13 protein-coding genes are annotated in these 17453 nt (G+C 51.9%); 5 read left to right on the plus strand and 8 right to left on the minus strand.

What is annotated here, in order from left to right:
- Window positions 1-4: 4 nt before the first annotated feature.
- From ACFQPC_RS12010 to ACFQPC_RS12025, 4 genes are all read right to left on the minus strand, one after another.
- Entirely contained in the window at window positions 5-160 is a 156-nt protein-coding gene (locus tag ACFQPC_RS12010) for a hypothetical protein (protein ID WP_382272183.1), read from the minus strand.
- Window positions 161-253: 93 nt separating this feature from the next.
- Entirely contained in the window at window positions 254-1147 is an 894-nt protein-coding gene (locus ACFQPC_RS12015) for a FecR family protein (RefSeq protein WP_382272184.1), read from the minus strand.
- Entirely contained in the window at window positions 1116-3101 is a 1986-nt protein-coding gene (locus tag ACFQPC_RS12020; RefSeq protein WP_382272185.1) for a two-partner secretion domain-containing protein, read from the minus strand. The genes ACFQPC_RS12015 and ACFQPC_RS12020 overlap by 32 nt, the downstream gene beginning before the upstream one ends.
- A gap of 6 nt (window positions 3102-3107) precedes the next feature.
- The gene (locus ACFQPC_RS12025) at window positions 3108-4688 is read right to left on the minus strand and encodes a ShlB/FhaC/HecB family hemolysin secretion/activation protein (RefSeq protein ID WP_382272934.1); all 1581 of its coding nucleotides are present in this window, start codon (window positions 4686-4688) and stop codon (window positions 3108-3110) included.
- Between the two features lie 486 nt (window positions 4689-5174).
- Here ACFQPC_RS12025 and ACFQPC_RS12030 point away from each other — a divergent pair, with 486 nt between their 5' ends.
- Window positions 5175-6314: a DNA cytosine methyltransferase gene (locus ACFQPC_RS12030; RefSeq protein ID WP_382272186.1), complete on the plus strand. Its 1140-nt coding sequence runs from the start codon at window positions 5175-5177 to the stop codon at window positions 6312-6314.
- A gap of 30 nt (window positions 6315-6344) precedes the next feature.
- On the opposite strand, the gene ACFQPC_RS12035 is transcribed toward ACFQPC_RS12030, so the two are convergent.
- The 4 genes from ACFQPC_RS12035 to dnaA form a co-directional block, all read right to left on the minus strand.
- Window positions 6345-8492 (minus strand): Z1 domain-containing protein, encoded by a 2148-nt coding sequence (locus ACFQPC_RS12035; protein ID WP_382272187.1) that lies wholly within the window; start codon window positions 8490-8492, stop codon window positions 6345-6347.
- A 319-nt stretch (window positions 8493-8811) separates the two neighbouring features.
- Complete coding sequence (gene gyrB / locus ACFQPC_RS12040) at window positions 8812-11310, minus strand: DNA topoisomerase (ATP-hydrolyzing) subunit B (protein ID WP_382272188.1); 2499 nt, start codon at window positions 11308-11310, stop codon at window positions 8812-8814.
- A gap of 407 nt (window positions 11311-11717) precedes the next feature.
- Complete coding sequence (gene dnaN, locus ACFQPC_RS12045; RefSeq protein WP_011979228.1) at window positions 11718-12824, minus strand: DNA polymerase III subunit beta; 1107 nt, start codon at window positions 12822-12824, stop codon at window positions 11718-11720.
- 348 nt (window positions 12825-13172) lie between these two features.
- Window positions 13173-14555, minus strand: coding sequence for a chromosomal replication initiator protein DnaA (gene dnaA / locus ACFQPC_RS12050; protein WP_382272189.1), 1383 nt, complete (start codon window positions 14553-14555; stop codon window positions 13173-13175).
- Between the two features lie 338 nt (window positions 14556-14893).
- Here dnaA and rpmH point away from each other — a divergent pair, with 338 nt between their 5' ends.
- Genes rpmH through yidC form a run of 4 tightly spaced genes read left to right on the plus strand, consistent with a single transcriptional unit; the run spans window position 14894 to window position 17415 of the window.
- Window positions 14894-15028 carry a 50S ribosomal protein L34 gene (gene rpmH / locus ACFQPC_RS12055; protein WP_011872825.1) on the plus strand — a complete coding sequence of 45 codons (135 nt, stop codon included), beginning with the start codon at window positions 14894-14896 and terminating at the stop codon, window positions 15026-15028.
- 9 nt (window positions 15029-15037) lie between these two features.
- Window positions 15038-15448 (plus strand): ribonuclease P protein component, encoded by a 411-nt coding sequence (gene rnpA, locus ACFQPC_RS12060; RefSeq protein WP_012081531.1) that lies wholly within the window; start codon window positions 15038-15040, stop codon window positions 15446-15448.
- Window positions 15445-15705 carry a membrane protein insertion efficiency factor YidD gene (gene yidD, locus ACFQPC_RS12065; protein WP_012081530.1) on the plus strand — a complete coding sequence of 87 codons (261 nt, stop codon included), beginning with the start codon at window positions 15445-15447 and terminating at the stop codon, window positions 15703-15705. The genes rnpA and yidD overlap by 4 nt, the downstream gene beginning before the upstream one ends.
- Window positions 15706-15723: 18 nt before the next feature.
- Complete coding sequence (gene yidC, locus ACFQPC_RS12070; RefSeq protein ID WP_382272190.1) at window positions 15724-17415, plus strand: membrane protein insertase YidC; 1692 nt, start codon at window positions 15724-15726, stop codon at window positions 17413-17415.
- Window positions 17416-17453 lie beyond the last annotated feature (38 nt).

The raw sequence follows: 17453 nt of genomic DNA on the forward strand, positions 1-17453 counted from the left end.
GAGCTTACGGACTGGTATGTTGCACGCCGACATCGATCACGCCGTAGGCATCTACGCTTGAGCTGCCGTTGGGTGTACGGGCGTAGCCGCCACATCCGGCCAATGCTAAAGTAAGCGGTATCAGCAAAACGAAAGTCAATTTACGCAGCATTTGCTTCATTGCATCACCGTATCAGGTTTGCCTGCCAGGATTTGGCGGGCTTAACCCATACGACATCACAGACGCATAAACATTCCCGTCCCGGCATCCAATTTAACGAACTACGCAATCGACGGCATTGGACCTGGGTGCATTTTGTCCCGTGGTAACCGGAGGAGGCAAACTAAACGCCGGTGGCGGAATAAATTGCAAAGCCGGGTTTTTTGGCACGACGACGGGGGCTTGTATCGGAGTAGGCGTAAAGCCAAACTGGCCCGGGGCAAAAGTCTGCGCGCCGCCCTTATTCGTCACATTAATCAAACCGTCGATTACCTGTATATACAAACCCGGCGGCAAGGGTGGCGTTAAACCGGTGGCTTTCGGCGTCAGCCCTGTGGGTAAGGGTATATTGATTTGCGCCAGCATCAGAGGCTGGATAGCTGCAGGAGCCGGCATGTCGCTACGTGTCGCTTGCATAGCCACATCCAGCGCTGCAGTACTGGCCAGCAGATAAGCTTCACGCGCAGCAGCAATGGCTTCTTCGTCCGACTTCACATATTGCACAACGACATTCGCCGCCTGCATGCTGATGTTTGCCATAGGTGTCACCATCTGCACGCTGTCCTTGCTACGCTTGCCAAGCAAACCCGCATTCGCACGCACACCGCCTTGCACCAGTGTGTAAGCAATATTATCAGCCGATGGTTTGGCCACATCGTAAGAAAACTTATCTATCGTCAACACGGTATCCGGTTGCAGGATCAGTGTGCTGCCGTCGCTGAATTTGATTTGTGCGTAACTCTTGCCTTGGGTCGATAAAGTATCGCCAGGCTCAACTGCCGATTTCGTCGTCAACACGCGCACGCTGCCGTTCGCCTTCTTCGCCAGCAAAGGACCACTCAGGTGCGTGACCGTACCGACTCCCGCTGCCTGCACCACTGTTGCTGTACACAAGACTGCCAGCAACAGCACAGACTTAATTACAGTACATTTTCGGAGCTGATTCATTTTTGGTTCCACTCTTGTCATTGGATGCGACTTCTTTGGTATCGGGTTTTTTATCATCGGCTTTTTTATCATCCGGTGTAGAGCTGCTTCCAGATGGCCCCGATCCGCCGGATGAACCATCGCCTTGCTTCTTCGTATCGAGGAAAGCTAGTTGATCCAAATCAGTCTTGGGGGCGGATTGCGTCACCGTCCTGATAACTTCATTGCTTGCCTGTTGTACCGGTTTGACCGGTTCACTGGCGGTTGGTGGCGACAATACCTGGCACAGGGCCGAGTTGGGCGCGATGGTGCAGATGTCAACGGAAGGGGGTGGAGTCACTGGAGGCACTACAACGGGCGGATTCAAATAGTCTGTAATGGTCTTGACCCCTCCGGCATTGATGGCAGTTATACCATCACCTAGAACTCGCCCCTCGCCAGTACCAAAGTAATTCGCAGCCAGCGTTATGTCTTTAGTGAACCTCAACATCGCATCCACGTATATGTTGTTGCCGGCCTGAGCAGTGAGACTCACACCTTCATGTGTGTTGTCGACACCATATTGAAAAGTAATGTCGTTGGTCGCTTGCAGAATGACGTCTGCTGTTGCATTCGCCAGTAACTGCGCACTGATTTCTGTAGTTTCACCGGGACGATTGCTAAATGCCGCGGCATCACTCAAAGGTGCCGGTCCATCGTTCACAATGATATTTTCCGGATCAAGCAACCACTGCCCGTTTTTTCCTTGCGACGCACCGGCATTGACACGTATCCCGGCCACATCCAGATGATGCAGGCCCGAAGTCTCGATAAAGCCGCCATTACCCCAGGCGGCACCACCGCGCGCAAATATGGAACCGTAAACCTGTGCAGTCTGGTTACCCCAGACGATGACCTTACCGCCGTTACCACTGGCGATCGCATCTGCCTTGACCACAGCATCTTTACCGACAAAGGTTTGCTCGGCATTCATCACCGCCGCGTTCTTACCTTGGTAGTCACCACCTATCAGTGCGGTACCACCACCGGTCTGGCCACTTACATCGACCAGGGCATTACCCATCAGACCGACTTTTTCACCGAGTACCTGGACTTCACCACCGGCACCTGCGCCGGTTGCCGTCGTCGTACTACCGGCTTCCAGCAAAGTCGTAGCGCTTGCTTTCAAAATGATCTTACCGTTCTCCCCGACCACCACGCTGTTCGCATTGAGTTTGCCACGTTGGTTGATCAAGGCAGCATAGATACCGATCCTGCCACTCTGTGCAATCACGTCACCCAAATTCAATGCCCGGTCGGTCGGAGCAGACACCACCACGTGCATATCCGGATTAGTCGAATCCGCCAGTTGCACACTGCGTCCGGCCGCCAGTACCACATCTCCTTTCGGCGACGTGATGATGCCGCTATTGCTGACATCCGGTGCAATCAGGTAGACCTGCCCACCGGATGGCGTGGTAATCCCACCAAGATTGCTGACTGCACCGGCGACATCGCCCGCGGTGAATTTGTTTTTACCAGCAAGGAAGTTGCTATCTGAAATCGCCAACGTCGAAGCGACCAGGCCCGCCACATTCACTTGCGAACCGGCACCAAACACGATGCCGTTTGGATTGATGAGGAAGACACGACCATTCGATTCCAGTGCACCCAGGATCTGGCTCGGGTTCTGGCCGGTAACGCGGTTGAGGACGCTACTACTGCTGTTTTGCTGGATGAAACGCACAACCTCACCCGCGTTGATCGAGAAGCTGGCCCAGTTAATGATTGCGCTCGGGCTATTCGTGATCGTATAGACGTTGCCATTCTGCGAAAAGCTCACCTGCCCATGCGCGACGCTCGGGTTGGATGGATTTGCCGCCGCACTGCCAATACCCAGGCAGGCTGCCAGCACCGGCGACAGGAAGGCGCAGCGTATAGCCCAGGCCAGGGCTTGAGGTTTGTTCACAGCCATATTCATAGTGTTCTTCATCATGGCACCTTAGAAAGACAAGGCAAGGCGGGCGTGTACACGGTTGTCACCACTACGGGTGGTCGTCGCTTCTGCGTGCAGGACATGCCCGACATCAACCTGGAAGTTCACGTCATTCCCTAACTGCAAGCGTAGACCCAAGCCGACGCTATTGATAGAAATAGTTGAAAATTCACCGGGTAAGGCGTGATTACGTGTCAGATAAGCATGATCGTAAAAAGCCAGTGCGCGGCATTGCCATTTGCCGCTGCCGCACAATGGCGAGGTGTAGACCTCGAAGTTACCGGTGATACCCGAATCATTCGCCACTTCCCGCTCCAGGAAGCCACGTACCGAGGCGGCACCACCGGCTCCGAATTGTTCACCCGGCACCAGGGCATCCCGGGTGTATTGACCATTGATGATGGTACGCGCCAGCCATTGTTCCGGCAAAGCCTGTGTCAAGCTGCCGCCCACGCGGATGGCGGTGTAATTGGCCTTTGCATCGAAGCGTACGCGGTCGAAGTCACTCTGGCGGCCGTTCGAACCACCGGAAATATTGTGCAGCAGGGTGGTGGCGAAACCGATGGCACCATCGCCCCAGCTCCAGTCGCCCTGGTAGGCGACGCTCAGCGGACGCACGGTAATGTCAGCACCCAGCTCGATACCAAGCAACTGCATGCTGTTCTTGTATTGTTTTAAATCGATGCCATACATCAGCTTGGATTGGTAATTGCCGACGGTCGCGAGATTCTGGTTATAACGGGCGCCATACATGGAGCCCTTGCCGCTGACCGCGACATCGAAGATACCGGCGGTAACGGTGCCGGCATTCACATCCGAATAACTCGCATAGAAATCCATGGAGTCACCCAGCGCATACAGCGGTATGTGGTAACCGACGCCATAGACACCGACGCGACTCGGTTCTTCCAGGGTGGTCGTGTACTGCAGACTCATTACATGATCGAGGCCGAACATATTGGCGTTTTGCAGCATCACACCGGCACGGGTGCGGCCGGTGGAAGGGACGCCGGTATTGTCGAAATTGACCGTGGTACGCCAGACCGACTCGTCAACGACTGCTAACGTCGCTTCGACTTCATCATCCTGCTCGGCCGACTTCATGCTCATCGTGACCTTCTTGGCCGGGTTTTCATTGGCCAGCTTCAGGCTTGTGGACACCGCCTTCAAATCGGGCGTTTGTCCCTCTTGCAGCGCCGGTAAGGAGCGGCGGATGTTCGCATCATCGAAATGGCTATTGCCTTCGATGACCACATTGCCGATCTTGGTCTGGACCACATTCAGCACGACCGTGCCCTGGTTCAGTTCCTGTTCCGGCAAATCGATGCGCACCAGTTGGTAACCGCGTGCGTGATAGGCCGCTTCCAGTGCTTCGAGTGCCTTCATCACATCGGCAAAATCGCGGTCCTTACCGAGGTAAGGTGCTACCAGGCTATCGATGGTCTGCGTCGGCAATAAGGTATTGCCGCGGACATCGAAGCGCTTGATATCGAAGTGGATGGAAGTGTTAGCGGTATCGGCAAATGCCGACGCACAGGTCGCGGCCAGCAGAGTGCCGGCCAACATAGACATCAAACGGTGTTTCATCGGATCGCCCTTGGGCAGCGTAGTTATTATGGTTTTAGGTAGACGCTGCGCGAGTTGCGTAGACATCCTGCCGTGGCCTCCAAGTCTACAGAATTTGGATTTCCTGCAAGTAAAATTTCCACAGAAAAACTGACATATGATGTCGGGAAGATACAATCGGATTAAAAGAGCTTGCCTAACATTACATTGAATTTACTTACTCGAACAATCTAACCTTCGCTTCCCAAAGGGTCGATTTCAACGTTTTGTATAATTACGACCTTCACCAGGCGCACCTGGCCACTTAGGTTTCACTTAAATCAAATAATTTAGGGAACAGCCCAAGGCTTGATTAATTAAGCAAAACCTACCAACTGCCGAAACCCCACGATTTACTCCATTAAGTAAATTGTGCTCTAAGCACAAGGCCGTTATCGATTTGCATCGACAATCAGAATATTGACACAAAGTATCTAGCCATATACATTGACGCCCAAGGAGGCGTCAATGCGCGTTGTAGATTTATTTGCAGGATGTGGTGGACTGAGTAAAGGCTTTGAACAAGCCGGGTTCGAGCTTACCCTCGCAGTTGAGCAATGGGAAGCTGCCCGCACCACGTATAGCAACAATTTTCATCATCCTGTTTCGAACATGGATTTGAGTGAAGTTATTGACGCCACTAAATTAATTCGTGCTCAACGCCCCGATTTAATTATCGGCGGGCCACCATGCCAAGAGTTTTCTGTCGCGGGTAGCCGTGTTGAAGGCCCCCGAGCGCAACTTACCGTGAGTTTCTCCGAAATTGTCAGAGACTCGGGTTCCAAATGGTTCATGTTGGAAAATGTTCAGGGCATCCGCAATAGCGATGCATGGATTGCCGGCAAGAGCCTTCTCGAAGAAGCTGGCTATGGCATTACGGAGTGTGTGCTTAATGCTGCCTATTTTGGAGTCCCCCAAAATAGAAAACGCTTCTTCGCCATCGGCTGCTTGGGCGAAAAAAATGATTTTTTATTAGACCAACTCGAAGTCGGAGCTACAGATAACCCGCTATCAATAAGAGATTTTCTCGGCGACGAATTTGGAATCGAGTTTTACTATCGGCATCCTCGAAACTGGGGACGACGCGGCATATTTTCCATTGACGAACCATCGCCCACTATTAGATCGACCAATAGATCTGTTTCTCCAGGATACACACCGCATCCTGACGACGCGGGCCCTTCGACAAATGCTCGGCGCTTGTCTACAGCGGAACGGGCACGAGTGCAGTCATTTAGTAGGGACTTTAAGTTTTCAGGCTCAATGACAGACCAAAATACCATGATTGCAAATGCAGTACCGGTACTCTTGGCTCAACACGTTGCATCAGCCATTGCACGTTATGAGGAGGAAAGATTAATGTTTAGTGATCCGCATTTCAGGCAATGGCTTGCACACACTCATGAGTACACACCAAAAACCGTTAGTAACGTAATTTCCAGAGTAAAACGAGCTTCACGTATTCTCCATGCCAATTTCATTCCACCAGATCCATTAGATGCCATTAATGCGCTTGAAAGAAGAAAAGAATTTATTGATTTATCTTCTAGCGTGCGCTCACAAATAAAAAAAGCAATTAAGCTACACGCTGAATTTCATCGTAGATAAAACTCAGCGTTACCAATTCTCCTTAACGCATTAGCGTGATGACGGTGCGGCGTGTGCAAACACACAAGGCTCTGCCCCAGAAGGCGTAGCTAGTACCGGCCACCAAAATGGATTATCTGCAGCCCAATTTAAAGATTTAGACCCCTCTTGTTCGAGCATGACTAAGGCAGGTTTTTTACGTCCAGCAACTTGAAAAATTGCACGCGTTTTAGTCCCTAGCACGGATAAGCCTGATTTTTCACCTGAGCTCTCCCTATCTAATTTACGCCCTTTCTCAACTAAAAGTTGGACCACATCAGATTCATTAGCGGCACAGTAATATTTAAGCAAACTCGTCATTGCATCCCATTGAAAACTGGCACCTCTTCCAATTTTCATCGTTTGCATCGAAAGTTCGATAAGGCTAATTGCTTCGTCAAGAGATATATCTACAAGATCTGGATTGCCGTTCGAATGCCGATCTAGCGATGCAGTCAATTGTTGAATCGCAGTCTTTGCAGTTTTCCCTGGCAAGGTATCAAATCCTGTTGGAAGATAAAAATCATTTGAGCCAACCGTAACAACATCACTAGTTGCAATCTTACTAGGCGCGCAAGGCACAATACCATTCTTCGTATCATTCTCAAGAAACACAACTCCTCCTTCGTTAGCACCGCTTTCAAAAGCTTCACGAAGTGTGTCTTCCAATTTATGTATTTGACCCAAGCGCTTATACACTGTCTCTGATGTATAAAAACGAGTAACCGCAACATCTTGTCTATCTCGATTACCGTACATGCGCGAATGCTGAAGAACAGTATCTGCTTGCATGCGTTTAGGATTGCGACCGTAATAAAATGCAACAAGCGATGGGACCGTAATACCTCGATCAAGAATACTCCCGCCAATAAATATATTGGCTTGAGCACGCAGGCGTAATTCAGCAGTATCTGGATCTAATAAGGGCGCGAGTTGAACATCCGAATTAACACGTTGAACATTCAACTCACCGTCCAATATCATTTCCTTGATTGCCTCGTACGCATCTTCTTTAATCGGTAAACGTCCGCCATGAGCAATTACAGAATTGGTGAGATCTGCAAATGCTATTTCAAATAACTCTTTAAGCTGTATATCGTTATTGGCCGCCGCATGTTCGAATGCATTACGCAAGCGCTCAACGGTGTCCCACTGCCATTGATGCGCTGCCCGTTGCGTATCGTTATGCATAATCATTGCAAATTTTCCAGGCCGCAGTTCTTGCTGCTGCTGCTGCCATCGCCGCACTACTACGGCCAAAAGAAAAGTCATGACCGCTTGACGCAAAATATTAATATTGCCAGATGACCAAATTCTATCTTCCCTAATAGCCCTGCCATCAGCGGTACGAAGTGCATCTAATTCAGATTGAGGGACTGGCACAAATAAATAGTTGCGAGGGTCATCGCGACCGTGCTCACCAAAATAATCATCTCCACCTACATATCCACTGTGAATTGGAAGCAACACCGTAAAAGCAGGACGCTTGGGAAGAACTACAAATTTATTATTCTGGGTCGAATATTGTTCCGGCTGCAGATATAAAGCATAAGGTGTCGCGGTCACCTGAAGAAATGCGAGTCCAGGAATGAGCTTGCGTAAATCGTCCATTTGCTGGGCGATTGATCCTTGAGTGTATTCGGTAGATCCTTTTTTCCGAACAAACCGCACGCTTGCCATGTCCGCTTCATCGTCCACTAATAGAACCCGCCGTTCAGCCAACTCGGGATAAGTAGCCCCCATGAGCTCAAGAACTCGAGTTAAATTATTTGACTCTTTTTTCGCAACGATTACGATTTTACGACGGAGCTCAGATCTAGTTAGTCGTTCTGGCATTTCCATAATGTCATAAACACTTATTTCCTCATCATCTATAAATGTTTTGAAATCGAAACTTATTCGCCGCACTGTTTGACGAGCCAAAGTCTTGGTTCCTTTAGTGAAGACCAATGCAATGTCGAACCCACGATCAAATGCCCGAGTAATCACGCCTAAAAAACCCCGAGTTTTTCCGGATTGAATTTTTCCCAACAACATCCCCGGCTGATCAGCAGAAGTGGTACTTGCTTCAAGACGGTTAACTACATTTTCAATGCAGTCCTGCATAAGTGAATCATCCCCACGATTATCTCGTAGCCGAGCATAGAATCCGTGCATCATTTCTCCCTATATATGCCTAACTCATTACAAAACAAAATTGTTGTTGAACGACTATTATCGAACTAAGAATATTCGTCAATCTTATATTTATGGCATATTGCAGCTTCTTGTAAAACTTTTTCTCTTATTCGCACCTTCAAACCGTTGTACTCATATAGATGCTTGAAAAGTTACGTTTCAAACACCTCTTAATTAACATCTGTTATTCATATTGAAGCGGAAATGGCATCTATACGACAGCACATTTTTAGTATAAAGATCTAACCTAAAGTAAAAAAGCCTCCACAAGGAGGCTTTTTTACGAGGGTTAAAGCGAAAATTAAATATCAATATTCCCCGCCGAAAGCGCATTCAACTCAATAAACGCCCGACGCGGCTCAACATCATCACCCATCAAAGTAGTAAAGATCTGATCCGCAGCAATCGCATCTTCGATCTGCACTTTTAACAAGCGGCGCACAGCCGGGTCCATCGTTGTTTCCCACAGCTGCTCTGGATTCATTTCACCCAGACCTTTGTAGCGTTGCTTGCCGACGTTGCGTTCTGCTTCGCTGCGCAGCCAGTTCATCGCCTGGTGGAAGTCGCTGATGGCCGATACTTTGGCTTTTTCGCCGGCGCCACGTTGTACCAGTGCACCTGGGCCGATGAGGCCTTTGAAGGTTGCTGCCGCTGCCGCCAAGACTGTGTAATCAGGACCGGTGACAAAATCGCTGTCTATGCTGCTGGCTTTGACGTTGCCGTGGTACATGCGGTTGATGCGCAGGGTGTGTTTGCCCGACAATTCATCCGATTTCACCGTGACAGTTACCGCTGGTTCGTTGATACCTTGTTCCAGGCGCTGCGCAGATGCTTGCGCAGCGTCGACCGAGCTCAGATCCAGCGTGACGCCGGTCATGATGGCGGTGAGGGCGGCACCGTCTACTGCGCGGGTCAGGCGGTTGATGATGGCGTTGGCCATGTTGTACTGACGGACCAGTTCAGCCAATGCATCGCCGGCGATAGGCTGTGCGCCTTCGCTTGGAATCAACGCTGCATCGTTCAATGCGATTTGCATCATGTAGACGGCTTCTTCCACGTCATCTTTCAGATAACGTTCGTCCTTGCCGTGCTTGACCTTATACAGCGGCGGTTGCGCGATGTAGACGTGGCCGCGCTCTACCAGTTGCGGCATCTGGCGATACAGCAGGGTGAGCAGCAGGGTGCGGATGTGGGCGCCGTCGACGTCAGCATCGGTCATGATGATGATGCGGTGGTAACGCAGCTTTTCGATGTTGAATTCATCCGCGCCGATGCTGGTGCCTAGCGTCGCGATCAATGTCGTGATCTGTTCGCTGGCCAGCATTTTTTCAAAGCGGGCTTTTTCCACGTTCAAGACTTTACCGCGCAATGGCAAGATGGCCTGGAATTTACGATCGCGGCCTTGCTTCGCCGAACCACCCGCGGAATCACCTTCGACTACGTAGAGTTCGCACAGCGCCGGATCTTTTTCCTGGCAGTCGGCCAGCTTGGCGGACAGGCCGAGGCCGTCCATTACACCTTTACGACGGGTGAGGTCACGCGCCTTACGCGCTGCTTCACGCGCACGCGCGGCTTCAACGATTTTGCCGCAAATGATTTTGGCGTCGTTTGGTTTTTCTTGCAGGTAGTCAGCCAGTGTCTTCGCGACGATTTCTTCAACCGGGCCGCGTACTTCGCTCGAGACCAGTTTGTCTTTGGTTTGCGAGCTGAATTTAGGTTCAGGCACTTTGACCGACAATACGCAGGTGAGGCCTTCGCGCATGTCGTCGCCGCTGATTTCCACTTTGGCTTTTTTTGCGAACTCGTGTTCGTCGATGTATTTGTTGATGACGCGTGTCATCGCCGCGCGCAAGCCGGTCAGGTGGGTGCCACCGTCACGTTGCGGGATGTTGTTGGTGAAGCAGAGTACCTGTTCGTTGTAGGCGTCGTTCCATTGCATCGAAACGTCGACCGTGATGTTGGTGCCCTGGTCCGACAAGCGTTCGCCAGTCGCCTGGAAAATGGTCGGGTGCAGCACGCTCTTGGCTTTGTTGATGTATTCAACAAAACCGCGGGTGCCGCCTTCGAATGCGAAGTCTTCTTCCTTACCGGTGCGCTGATCGCTCAGCTTGATGTGCACGCCATTGTTGAGGAAGGACAGTTCGCGGATACGCTTGGCCAGGATGTCGTAGTGGAATTCGACGTTGGTGAAGATTTCTTCATCCGCCCAGAAGTGCACTTCGGTACCGCGCTTGTCGGTATCGCCTACGACTTTGATCGGGGACACGACCATGCCGTCGATGGTTTCGACTTCACGGTTTTGCGGTACGCCGCGCACGAATTCCATTTCATGTTTTTTGCCGTCGCGACGAATGGTGAGCTTCAGCAGTTTCGACAAACCGTTAACGCAAGACACACCGACGCCGTGCAAACCGCCGGAGACTTTGTATGAGTTTTGATCGAATTTGCCGCCTGCGTGCAACTCGGTCATGACGATTTCCGCCGCGCTGCGTTTCGGCTCGTGCTTGTCATCCCACTTGATGCCGGTCGGGATGCCGCGACCGTTATCGGTGATGGAGATGGAGTTGTCGGAATGGATGGTGACGTGGATCTCGGTACAGTGACCGGCCAGCGACTCATCGATGGAGTTATCCAGCACTTCGAACACGCAGTGGTGCAGACCGGTACCGTCCGACGTATCACCAATGTACATACCTGGGCGCTTGCGCACTGCTTCCAGCCCTTCGAGGATCTGGATGGAGGACGCACCGTATTGAGCGGATTGCGGCTGTGGGGCGTTGTCGTTAGGGATCGCGGACATGGTTACCTTTAAAAAACGGTTACTAAGTCATTCACCTGCTGTGGGAGCTTGGCCTTTCTCCCGGCGCGTGGCGTCGGGCTGGAAAAACGGAAGGCGGGTTTGAATACCTGGCGGTTACTCAAAGAGGCTGACCTATCCGGTTTTCCCCTGAAAGGGAAAGAACTGGCTTGCGCGGCTCATACAATTTACGCGCGCTGGCTGGCTTGACCTCACACATACTGGCAAATAACTTAACTACAAAAAATTGCTGCAAAACTGACTGCTGTGTTCTCTTTACTACTGCAAAGCCGACCATCTTTATCCATTGCAACAAACAAAAATGGAGGTGCTTTGCGATCTTTCCTACATGGGGGCAAAGCGCTGTTTTTAAAGCGTTTTATCCCCTTTTTCGGCTCTTGTTCCAGCCCTTAAATACGCATCGGCATGACGACGTATTTGAAGTCCGGATTATCCGGCACGGTGATCAGTGCGGACGAATTGGCATCACCGAGGGCGATGTTGATGCTGTCGCCTTTCAGGTTGTTCAATACGTCCAGCAGGTAGGTCACGTTGAAGCCGATATCGACGCTATCGCCGCCGTAATCGATTTCGATTTCTTCGACCGCTTCTTCCTGGTCGGCATTGGTCGAGCTGATTTTCATGCTGCCCGGGCTCATGATGCAACGTACGCCCTTGAACTTGTCCGAGGTCATGATCGCAGCGCGCTGCAGCGAACGCAGCAGGGCATCGCGGCCGATGGTGAAGTTGTTCTTGTAACCCTTGGGTACGACACGGGTGTAATCCGGGAACTTGCCTTCCACCAGCTTCGAGATCAGTTCGATATCGCCGAAGGTCAGCTTGACCTGGTTGTTGGCGATTTCCAGATCAACCGGCTGGTCGTTTTCTTCCAGCAGGCGCTGCAGTTCGATGATCGTTTTGCGCGGGATGATGACTTCCTGGCGTGGGAATTCCTGCTCGGTAGCAACCTGGCAGAAAGCCAGGCGGTGACCGTCGGTTGCCACGGCAATGACGTTCTTGCCATCGACCACCAGCAACAGGCCGTTGAGGTAATAACGGATATCTTGCTGCGCCATCGAGAAGTGGACCATGTTGAACAGGTGCTTCAGGGTTTTTTGCGGCAGCGTGACTTTGGCGTTGTATTGCTCAGCTTGGGCCACGGTAGGGAATTCTTCAGCAGCCAGGGTCTGCAATGCAAAACGGGATTTGCCCGATTGCACGGTCATGCGCTTGTTAGCAAGTGTCAGCGACACGTCACCGGAGTCCGGCAGCGCGCGCAGGATGTCTAGCAATTTACGCGCAGCAACCGTGGTCGATGCAACGTCGTTGCCGCTACCGACTTGTGCATGCGTGGTGATCTGCACTTCAATGTCGGTCGACAGGAAAGAGACTCTCTCGCCATCCTTGCGAATGAGGATATTGGCCAGAATCGGCAATGTGTGCCGACGCTCGACAATACCACTCACAATCTGCAGCGGACGTAACAGCGCGTCTCGTTGGGTTTTGACCAATTGCATAGTTAGATCCTTATCGATAGTTAAACGAATACGGTATTCAGTGAAACCCATGCCTGATGCACTTCATCGGCACTCTATATATAGAGACTGATTTCGCACACGTCGACCGGCATTCTTTTTGGCCTTCATTCCATTTCCACCTGGATAAAAACAGGGTGGTGCGGAACGCGGCATTTTTAACCGGAGGCATACTCTACAACACCCCGTATTTTGACAGAAACACCCGTCTAAAAGCCGGTTTGCCGTGATTTTGTCCTTCTTCTTACTTATGCACCGGATATCCACCACTTATCCCACGGATATCCACAAAGTTATCCACAGGCCGATAGGCAGCAGCGATTTCGGTGCTTAACCTTTTAGCGTTTGCTCGAGCACATGCAACTCATGGTTGCATTCCGGGCTCTTGCCGCGATCCGCCGCGATCTTGCGTACCGCGTGCAAGACCGTCGTATGGTCACGTCCGCCAAACAGCTCGCCGATTTCCGGCAAACTCTTTTGCGTTAATTCTTTGGCAAGGTACATCGCAATCTGGCGTGGTCGCGCAATATTCGCAGGGCGCTTTTTGGAGTACATATCCGCCACTTTGATATTGAAAAAGTCAGCCACGGTCTTTTGGATGTTTTCCACCGAGATCTGGCGGTTCTGCACCGACAGGAGATCTTTTAGTGCATCCTTGACAACTTCAATCGTGATGTCTTTGCCATGGAAACGGGAGTAAGCAAGAATCTTGCGCAGCGCACCTTCCAGTTCACGAACGTTCGAACGTAAATGTTTGGCAACAAAAAACGCCACGTCATCGGAGAAGGTCACACCTTCCTGCACCGCTTTTTTGAGCAAAATGGCAACCCGCATTTCCAGTTCCGGCGGTTCGACGGCAACCGTCAAACCCGAATCGAAACGTGAAATCAGGCGGTCATCCATGCCGGTGATTTCTTTTGGATAGGTGTCACTGGTGATGATGATTTGCTTCTTCGCCGCGATCAGCGCTTCGAAGGCATAGAAGAACTCTTCCTGCGTGCGGCTCTTGCCGCCAAAGAACTGGATGTCGTCAATCAGCAACAGATCGAGCGAGTGATAGTAGCGCTTGAAGTCGTCAAAACCCTTGCGTTGGTAAGCGGTCACTACGTCGCGAACGTACTGTTCTGCATGGATGTAGCGTATTTTGACGTCCGGATTGTCAGCCAGTACCTGGTTGCCGATGGCATGGATCAAGTGGGTTTTACCGAGGCCGACGCCGCCATATAAGAACAGCGGATTGTAGGAACTGCCGGGATTATTGGCGACCTGGATCGCCGCCGCACGGGCCAGCTGGTTGGCTTTACCGGTGACGAAACTGTCAAATGTCAGCGCTGTATTAATACGGCTTTGATCACGCCGCGGGGTGTGGTCGGTCGCGTTCGACGGAATCGGTTCCAGCACGCTGGCCGGCACATCGTCGGATTGTGTTGGGGCAACATTGGCGGACGCGGCCGGTTTCTTGGCCGAGGCCAGGCGCGGGTCGAGCACGAACTGCACGTCGACCGGCATGTCCCAAAATTGTGCGGCAATACTGGTGATGCGGCCGGCGAACTGGGTTTTTACCCAGTCCAGCTTGAAGCGATTCGGCGCGGCGATCCGCAGCGTGCCATCCTCGTAATCGAGCGGTGCCAGTGGTTTAATCCACGCACTATATTGTTGAGGCGTCAATTCCTGCTCCAACTGGGCGGAACAGGTCTGCCAGAAATTTTCCATGAATCGTCTACGTGAATTTGTTCGGGGGTGTTGCTGCGGCGGCCAAGGGTGGTCTATTTATATGCCGGTCGGCGCGCCACATGTTGGCCTATTCTACCCTTGACCGGCAAAGTTATCCACAGGCTGGACGCTTATTTCAATGTGTACTTCTTGCGTAAAAGTATGCTAAGTGATTGACAGGGAAGCAGAAAATGCTGTCTAATTCAGGGTTCACTACCCAGGATGTTGGTAAGTTGTGTTGTCGCCAGTCAGGCATCAGCATGCACCAGCTGCCCAGAAATTTGGCGATGGGCGCGTGATGTTCCGATTTATATTATTTGCTGATTAGCGAGACCAACATGAAACGTACTTACCAACCTTCCGTCGTACGCCGCAAGCGCACCCATGGCTTTCGCGTCCGTATGGCAACCCGCGGTGGCCGCGCTGTGCTCAATGCACGTCGCGCTAAAGGCCGCAAACGCCTCGCTGCTTAAGCGAATGGCGTGACCGGCGATCGTTCGCTCGACTTTGCACGCGATCGGCGGATCGTTAAAACGGATGAATTTTCATCCGTTTTTCGTTTGCGACCCGTGCAACGTACCGCACACTTCGTGCTGTACACGCGTCAGACCGATCTGCCACACGCCCGTCTGGGTGTGGTAGCAGCCAAGCGCTTCGCGCCACGTGCCGTGACTCGTAATACGATCAAACGCGTGACGCGGGAATTGTTCCGACAAACGGCATTGCCGTCCATCGATTGCATCGTTCGTCTGTCACAACCTGTTAATTCGAAAAAAGGGCCAGCCACCACGGCCAGCCTGAAAGCCGCATTACGGGAAGAATTGACGCGACTGTTTGCTTCTCTAAGTCTGCATCAAGGTGTTTCGCAGCGTTTGCCGGAGGCGAACAAATGAAAACGATCTTGCAGTTACTGGTACGTGCTTACCAATTGGGCATCAGCCCGTTTCTCGGACAGAATTGTCGCTTTTATCCAAGCTGCTCCAGCTATGCTATCGAGGCTCTTGAAGAGCACGGCGCATTGAAGGGCAGCTTTTTGGCGACCAAGCGCCTGTGCAAATGCCATCCGTGGCATGCCGGCGGCGTTGATCCGGTACCCAAAAAATCATCGTCCAAAACTTCTACAACCGCTTGCGGTTGCGGCCATTCCTGATTACTGATTAAGACACTTATGGATATCAAACGTACCGTCCTGTGGGTTGTGTTCTCGTTTTCACTGTTGATGCTGTGGGACAACTACAACCGCTATACCGGCAAACCATCGATCTTCTTCGACAATCCGACCACGCAAGCAGCCAAACCTGCTGCGACTGACGACGGTAAAACGGCCGCGGCTCCAACCGCAGATGTCCCGACTTCCAGCGCCCACGCAGCCAGTGCTGCCGGCGTACCGGATGGCGTAGCACCGACCAAGAGCGAAATCGTGACCATCACGACCGACCTGATCAAAGCTGACATCGATACCGTGGGCGGCGAAATCCGTCACCTCGAATTGCTGACGCACCACGAAAGCTCGGATTCGACCAAAGATATCGTGCTGTTCGATTCGACCCCGCCACGTACCTATCTCGGCCAGACCGGCCTGATCGGCGGCGCATATCCTAACCACAAGTCGCTGTTCACCGTGCGCCCGGGCCCACGCTCGCTGGAAGCCGGCGACCAGGTACAACTGGTGCTGGAAGCCGAACAAAACGGCGTCAAACTGGTAAAGACCTACACCTTCAAGCGCGGCGAATACAAGATCGACATCAAACATGATGTCGTCAACAAAACCGCTGCCGCGATCAATCCATCGCTCTACCTGCAACTGGTACGCGACGGTTCGAAGCTGAATAATGAATCGATGTTCTACAGCACCTTTACCGGTCCTGCAGTCTATTCAGATAGCGACAAGTTCCAGAAAGTCACTTTCGAATCGATCGAAAAAGGCAAGATCGAGCACGTCGTGAAAGCCGACAGCGGCTGGATCGCGATGGTGCAGCATTACTTCGTTTCGGCTTTCGTACCACCGGCCAATGTGCCGCGTGAATACTTCACCAAGAAACTGGCAACCAATCTGTACGCAGTCGGCGCGATCATGCCTATGGGCGCAGTCGCTCCTGGCGCAACCCAGTCGATGGATGCGACGCTGTACTCCGGCCCGCAAGAATCGAAACGCCTGGAAGCAGTGGCTCCCGGCTTTGAACTGGTCAAGGATTATGGCTGGCTGACGATCATCGCCAAGCCGATTTTCTGGCTGATGATCCAGATCCACCAATTGCTCGGCAACTGGGGCTGGACCATTGTGGTGCTGACCATCGTCATCAAACTGGCTTTCTTCCCATTGTCGGCTGCCAGCTATCGCAGCATGGCCAAGATGAAACTGGTCACGCCGAAGATGACGGAAATCCGTACCAAGTACAAAGGCGAACCGCAAAAGATGAATGCGGCCATGATGGAGCTGTACAAGAAAGAGAAGATCAATCCTTTGGGCGGCTGTATGCCTATCGTGATCCAGATCCCGGTCTTCATTTCGCTGTACTGGGTACTGCTGGCCAGCGTCGAAATGCGTAATGCACCATGGCTGTGGATCAGCGATCTGGCGTCGCCGGATACCCTGTTCGGTTCGTACATGATCGGTTCTTTCCATCTGACCATCGGTATCCTGCCGATCCTGATGGCGATTTCGATGTTCATCCAGACCAAGCTGAACCCGACTCCGCCGGATCCGATCCAGGCTAAAGTCATGATGTTCATGCCGATCGCATTCTCGCTGATGTTCTTCTTCTTCCCTGCCGGCCTCGTGCTGTACTGGGTAGTCAACAACATCCTGTCGATTGCGCAGCAATGGACCATCAGTAAAAAGATGGGCATCGTGAACTAAATCAGCGCCGGTAATCACCGATTACCGCAAATAAAAAA

The organism is Herminiimonas glaciei (assembly GCF_042664955.1).
Classification (GTDB): Bacteria; Pseudomonadota; Gammaproteobacteria; order Burkholderiales; family Burkholderiaceae_D; genus Oxalicibacterium; species Oxalicibacterium glaciei.

What these genes read in the sequence shown, in the direction of transcription:
- ACFQPC_RS12010 (WP_382272183.1), bottom strand. Translation starts at nt 160, where the DNA reads ATGAAGCAAATGCTGCGTAAATTGACTTTCGTTTTGCTGATACCGCTT.
- ACFQPC_RS12015 (WP_382272184.1), bottom strand. Translation starts at nt 1,147, where the DNA reads ATGAATCAGCTCCGAAAATGTACTGTAATTAAGTCTGTGCTGTTGCTG.
- ACFQPC_RS12020 (WP_382272185.1), bottom strand. Translation starts at nt 3,101, where the DNA reads ATGATGAAGAACACTATGAATATGGCTGTGAACAAACCTCAAGCCCTG.
- ACFQPC_RS12025 (WP_382272934.1), bottom strand. Translation starts at nt 4,688, where the DNA reads ATGAAACACCGTTTGATGTCTATGTTGGCCGGCACTCTGCTGGCCGCG.
- ACFQPC_RS12030 (WP_382272186.1), top strand. Translation starts at nt 5,175, where the DNA reads ATGCGCGTTGTAGATTTATTTGCAGGATGTGGTGGACTGAGTAAAGGC.
- ACFQPC_RS12035 (WP_382272187.1), bottom strand. Translation starts at nt 8,492, where the DNA reads ATGATGCACGGATTCTATGCTCGGCTACGAGATAATCGTGGGGATGAT.
- gyrB (WP_382272188.1), bottom strand. Translation starts at nt 11,310, where the DNA reads ATGTCCGCGATCCCTAACGACAACGCCCCACAGCCGCAATCCGCTCAA.
- dnaN (WP_011979228.1), bottom strand. Translation starts at nt 12,824, where the DNA reads ATGCAATTGGTCAAAACCCAACGAGACGCGCTGTTACGTCCGCTGCAG.
- dnaA (WP_382272189.1), bottom strand. Translation starts at nt 14,555, where the DNA reads ATGGAAAATTTCTGGCAGACCTGTTCCGCCCAGTTGGAGCAGGAATTG.
- rpmH (WP_011872825.1), top strand. Translation starts at nt 14,894, where the DNA reads ATGAAACGTACTTACCAACCTTCCGTCGTACGCCGCAAGCGCACCCAT.
- yidD (WP_012081530.1), top strand. Translation starts at nt 15,445, where the DNA reads ATGAAAACGATCTTGCAGTTACTGGTACGTGCTTACCAATTGGGCATC.
- yidC (WP_382272190.1), top strand. Translation starts at nt 15,724, where the DNA reads ATGGATATCAAACGTACCGTCCTGTGGGTTGTGTTCTCGTTTTCACTG.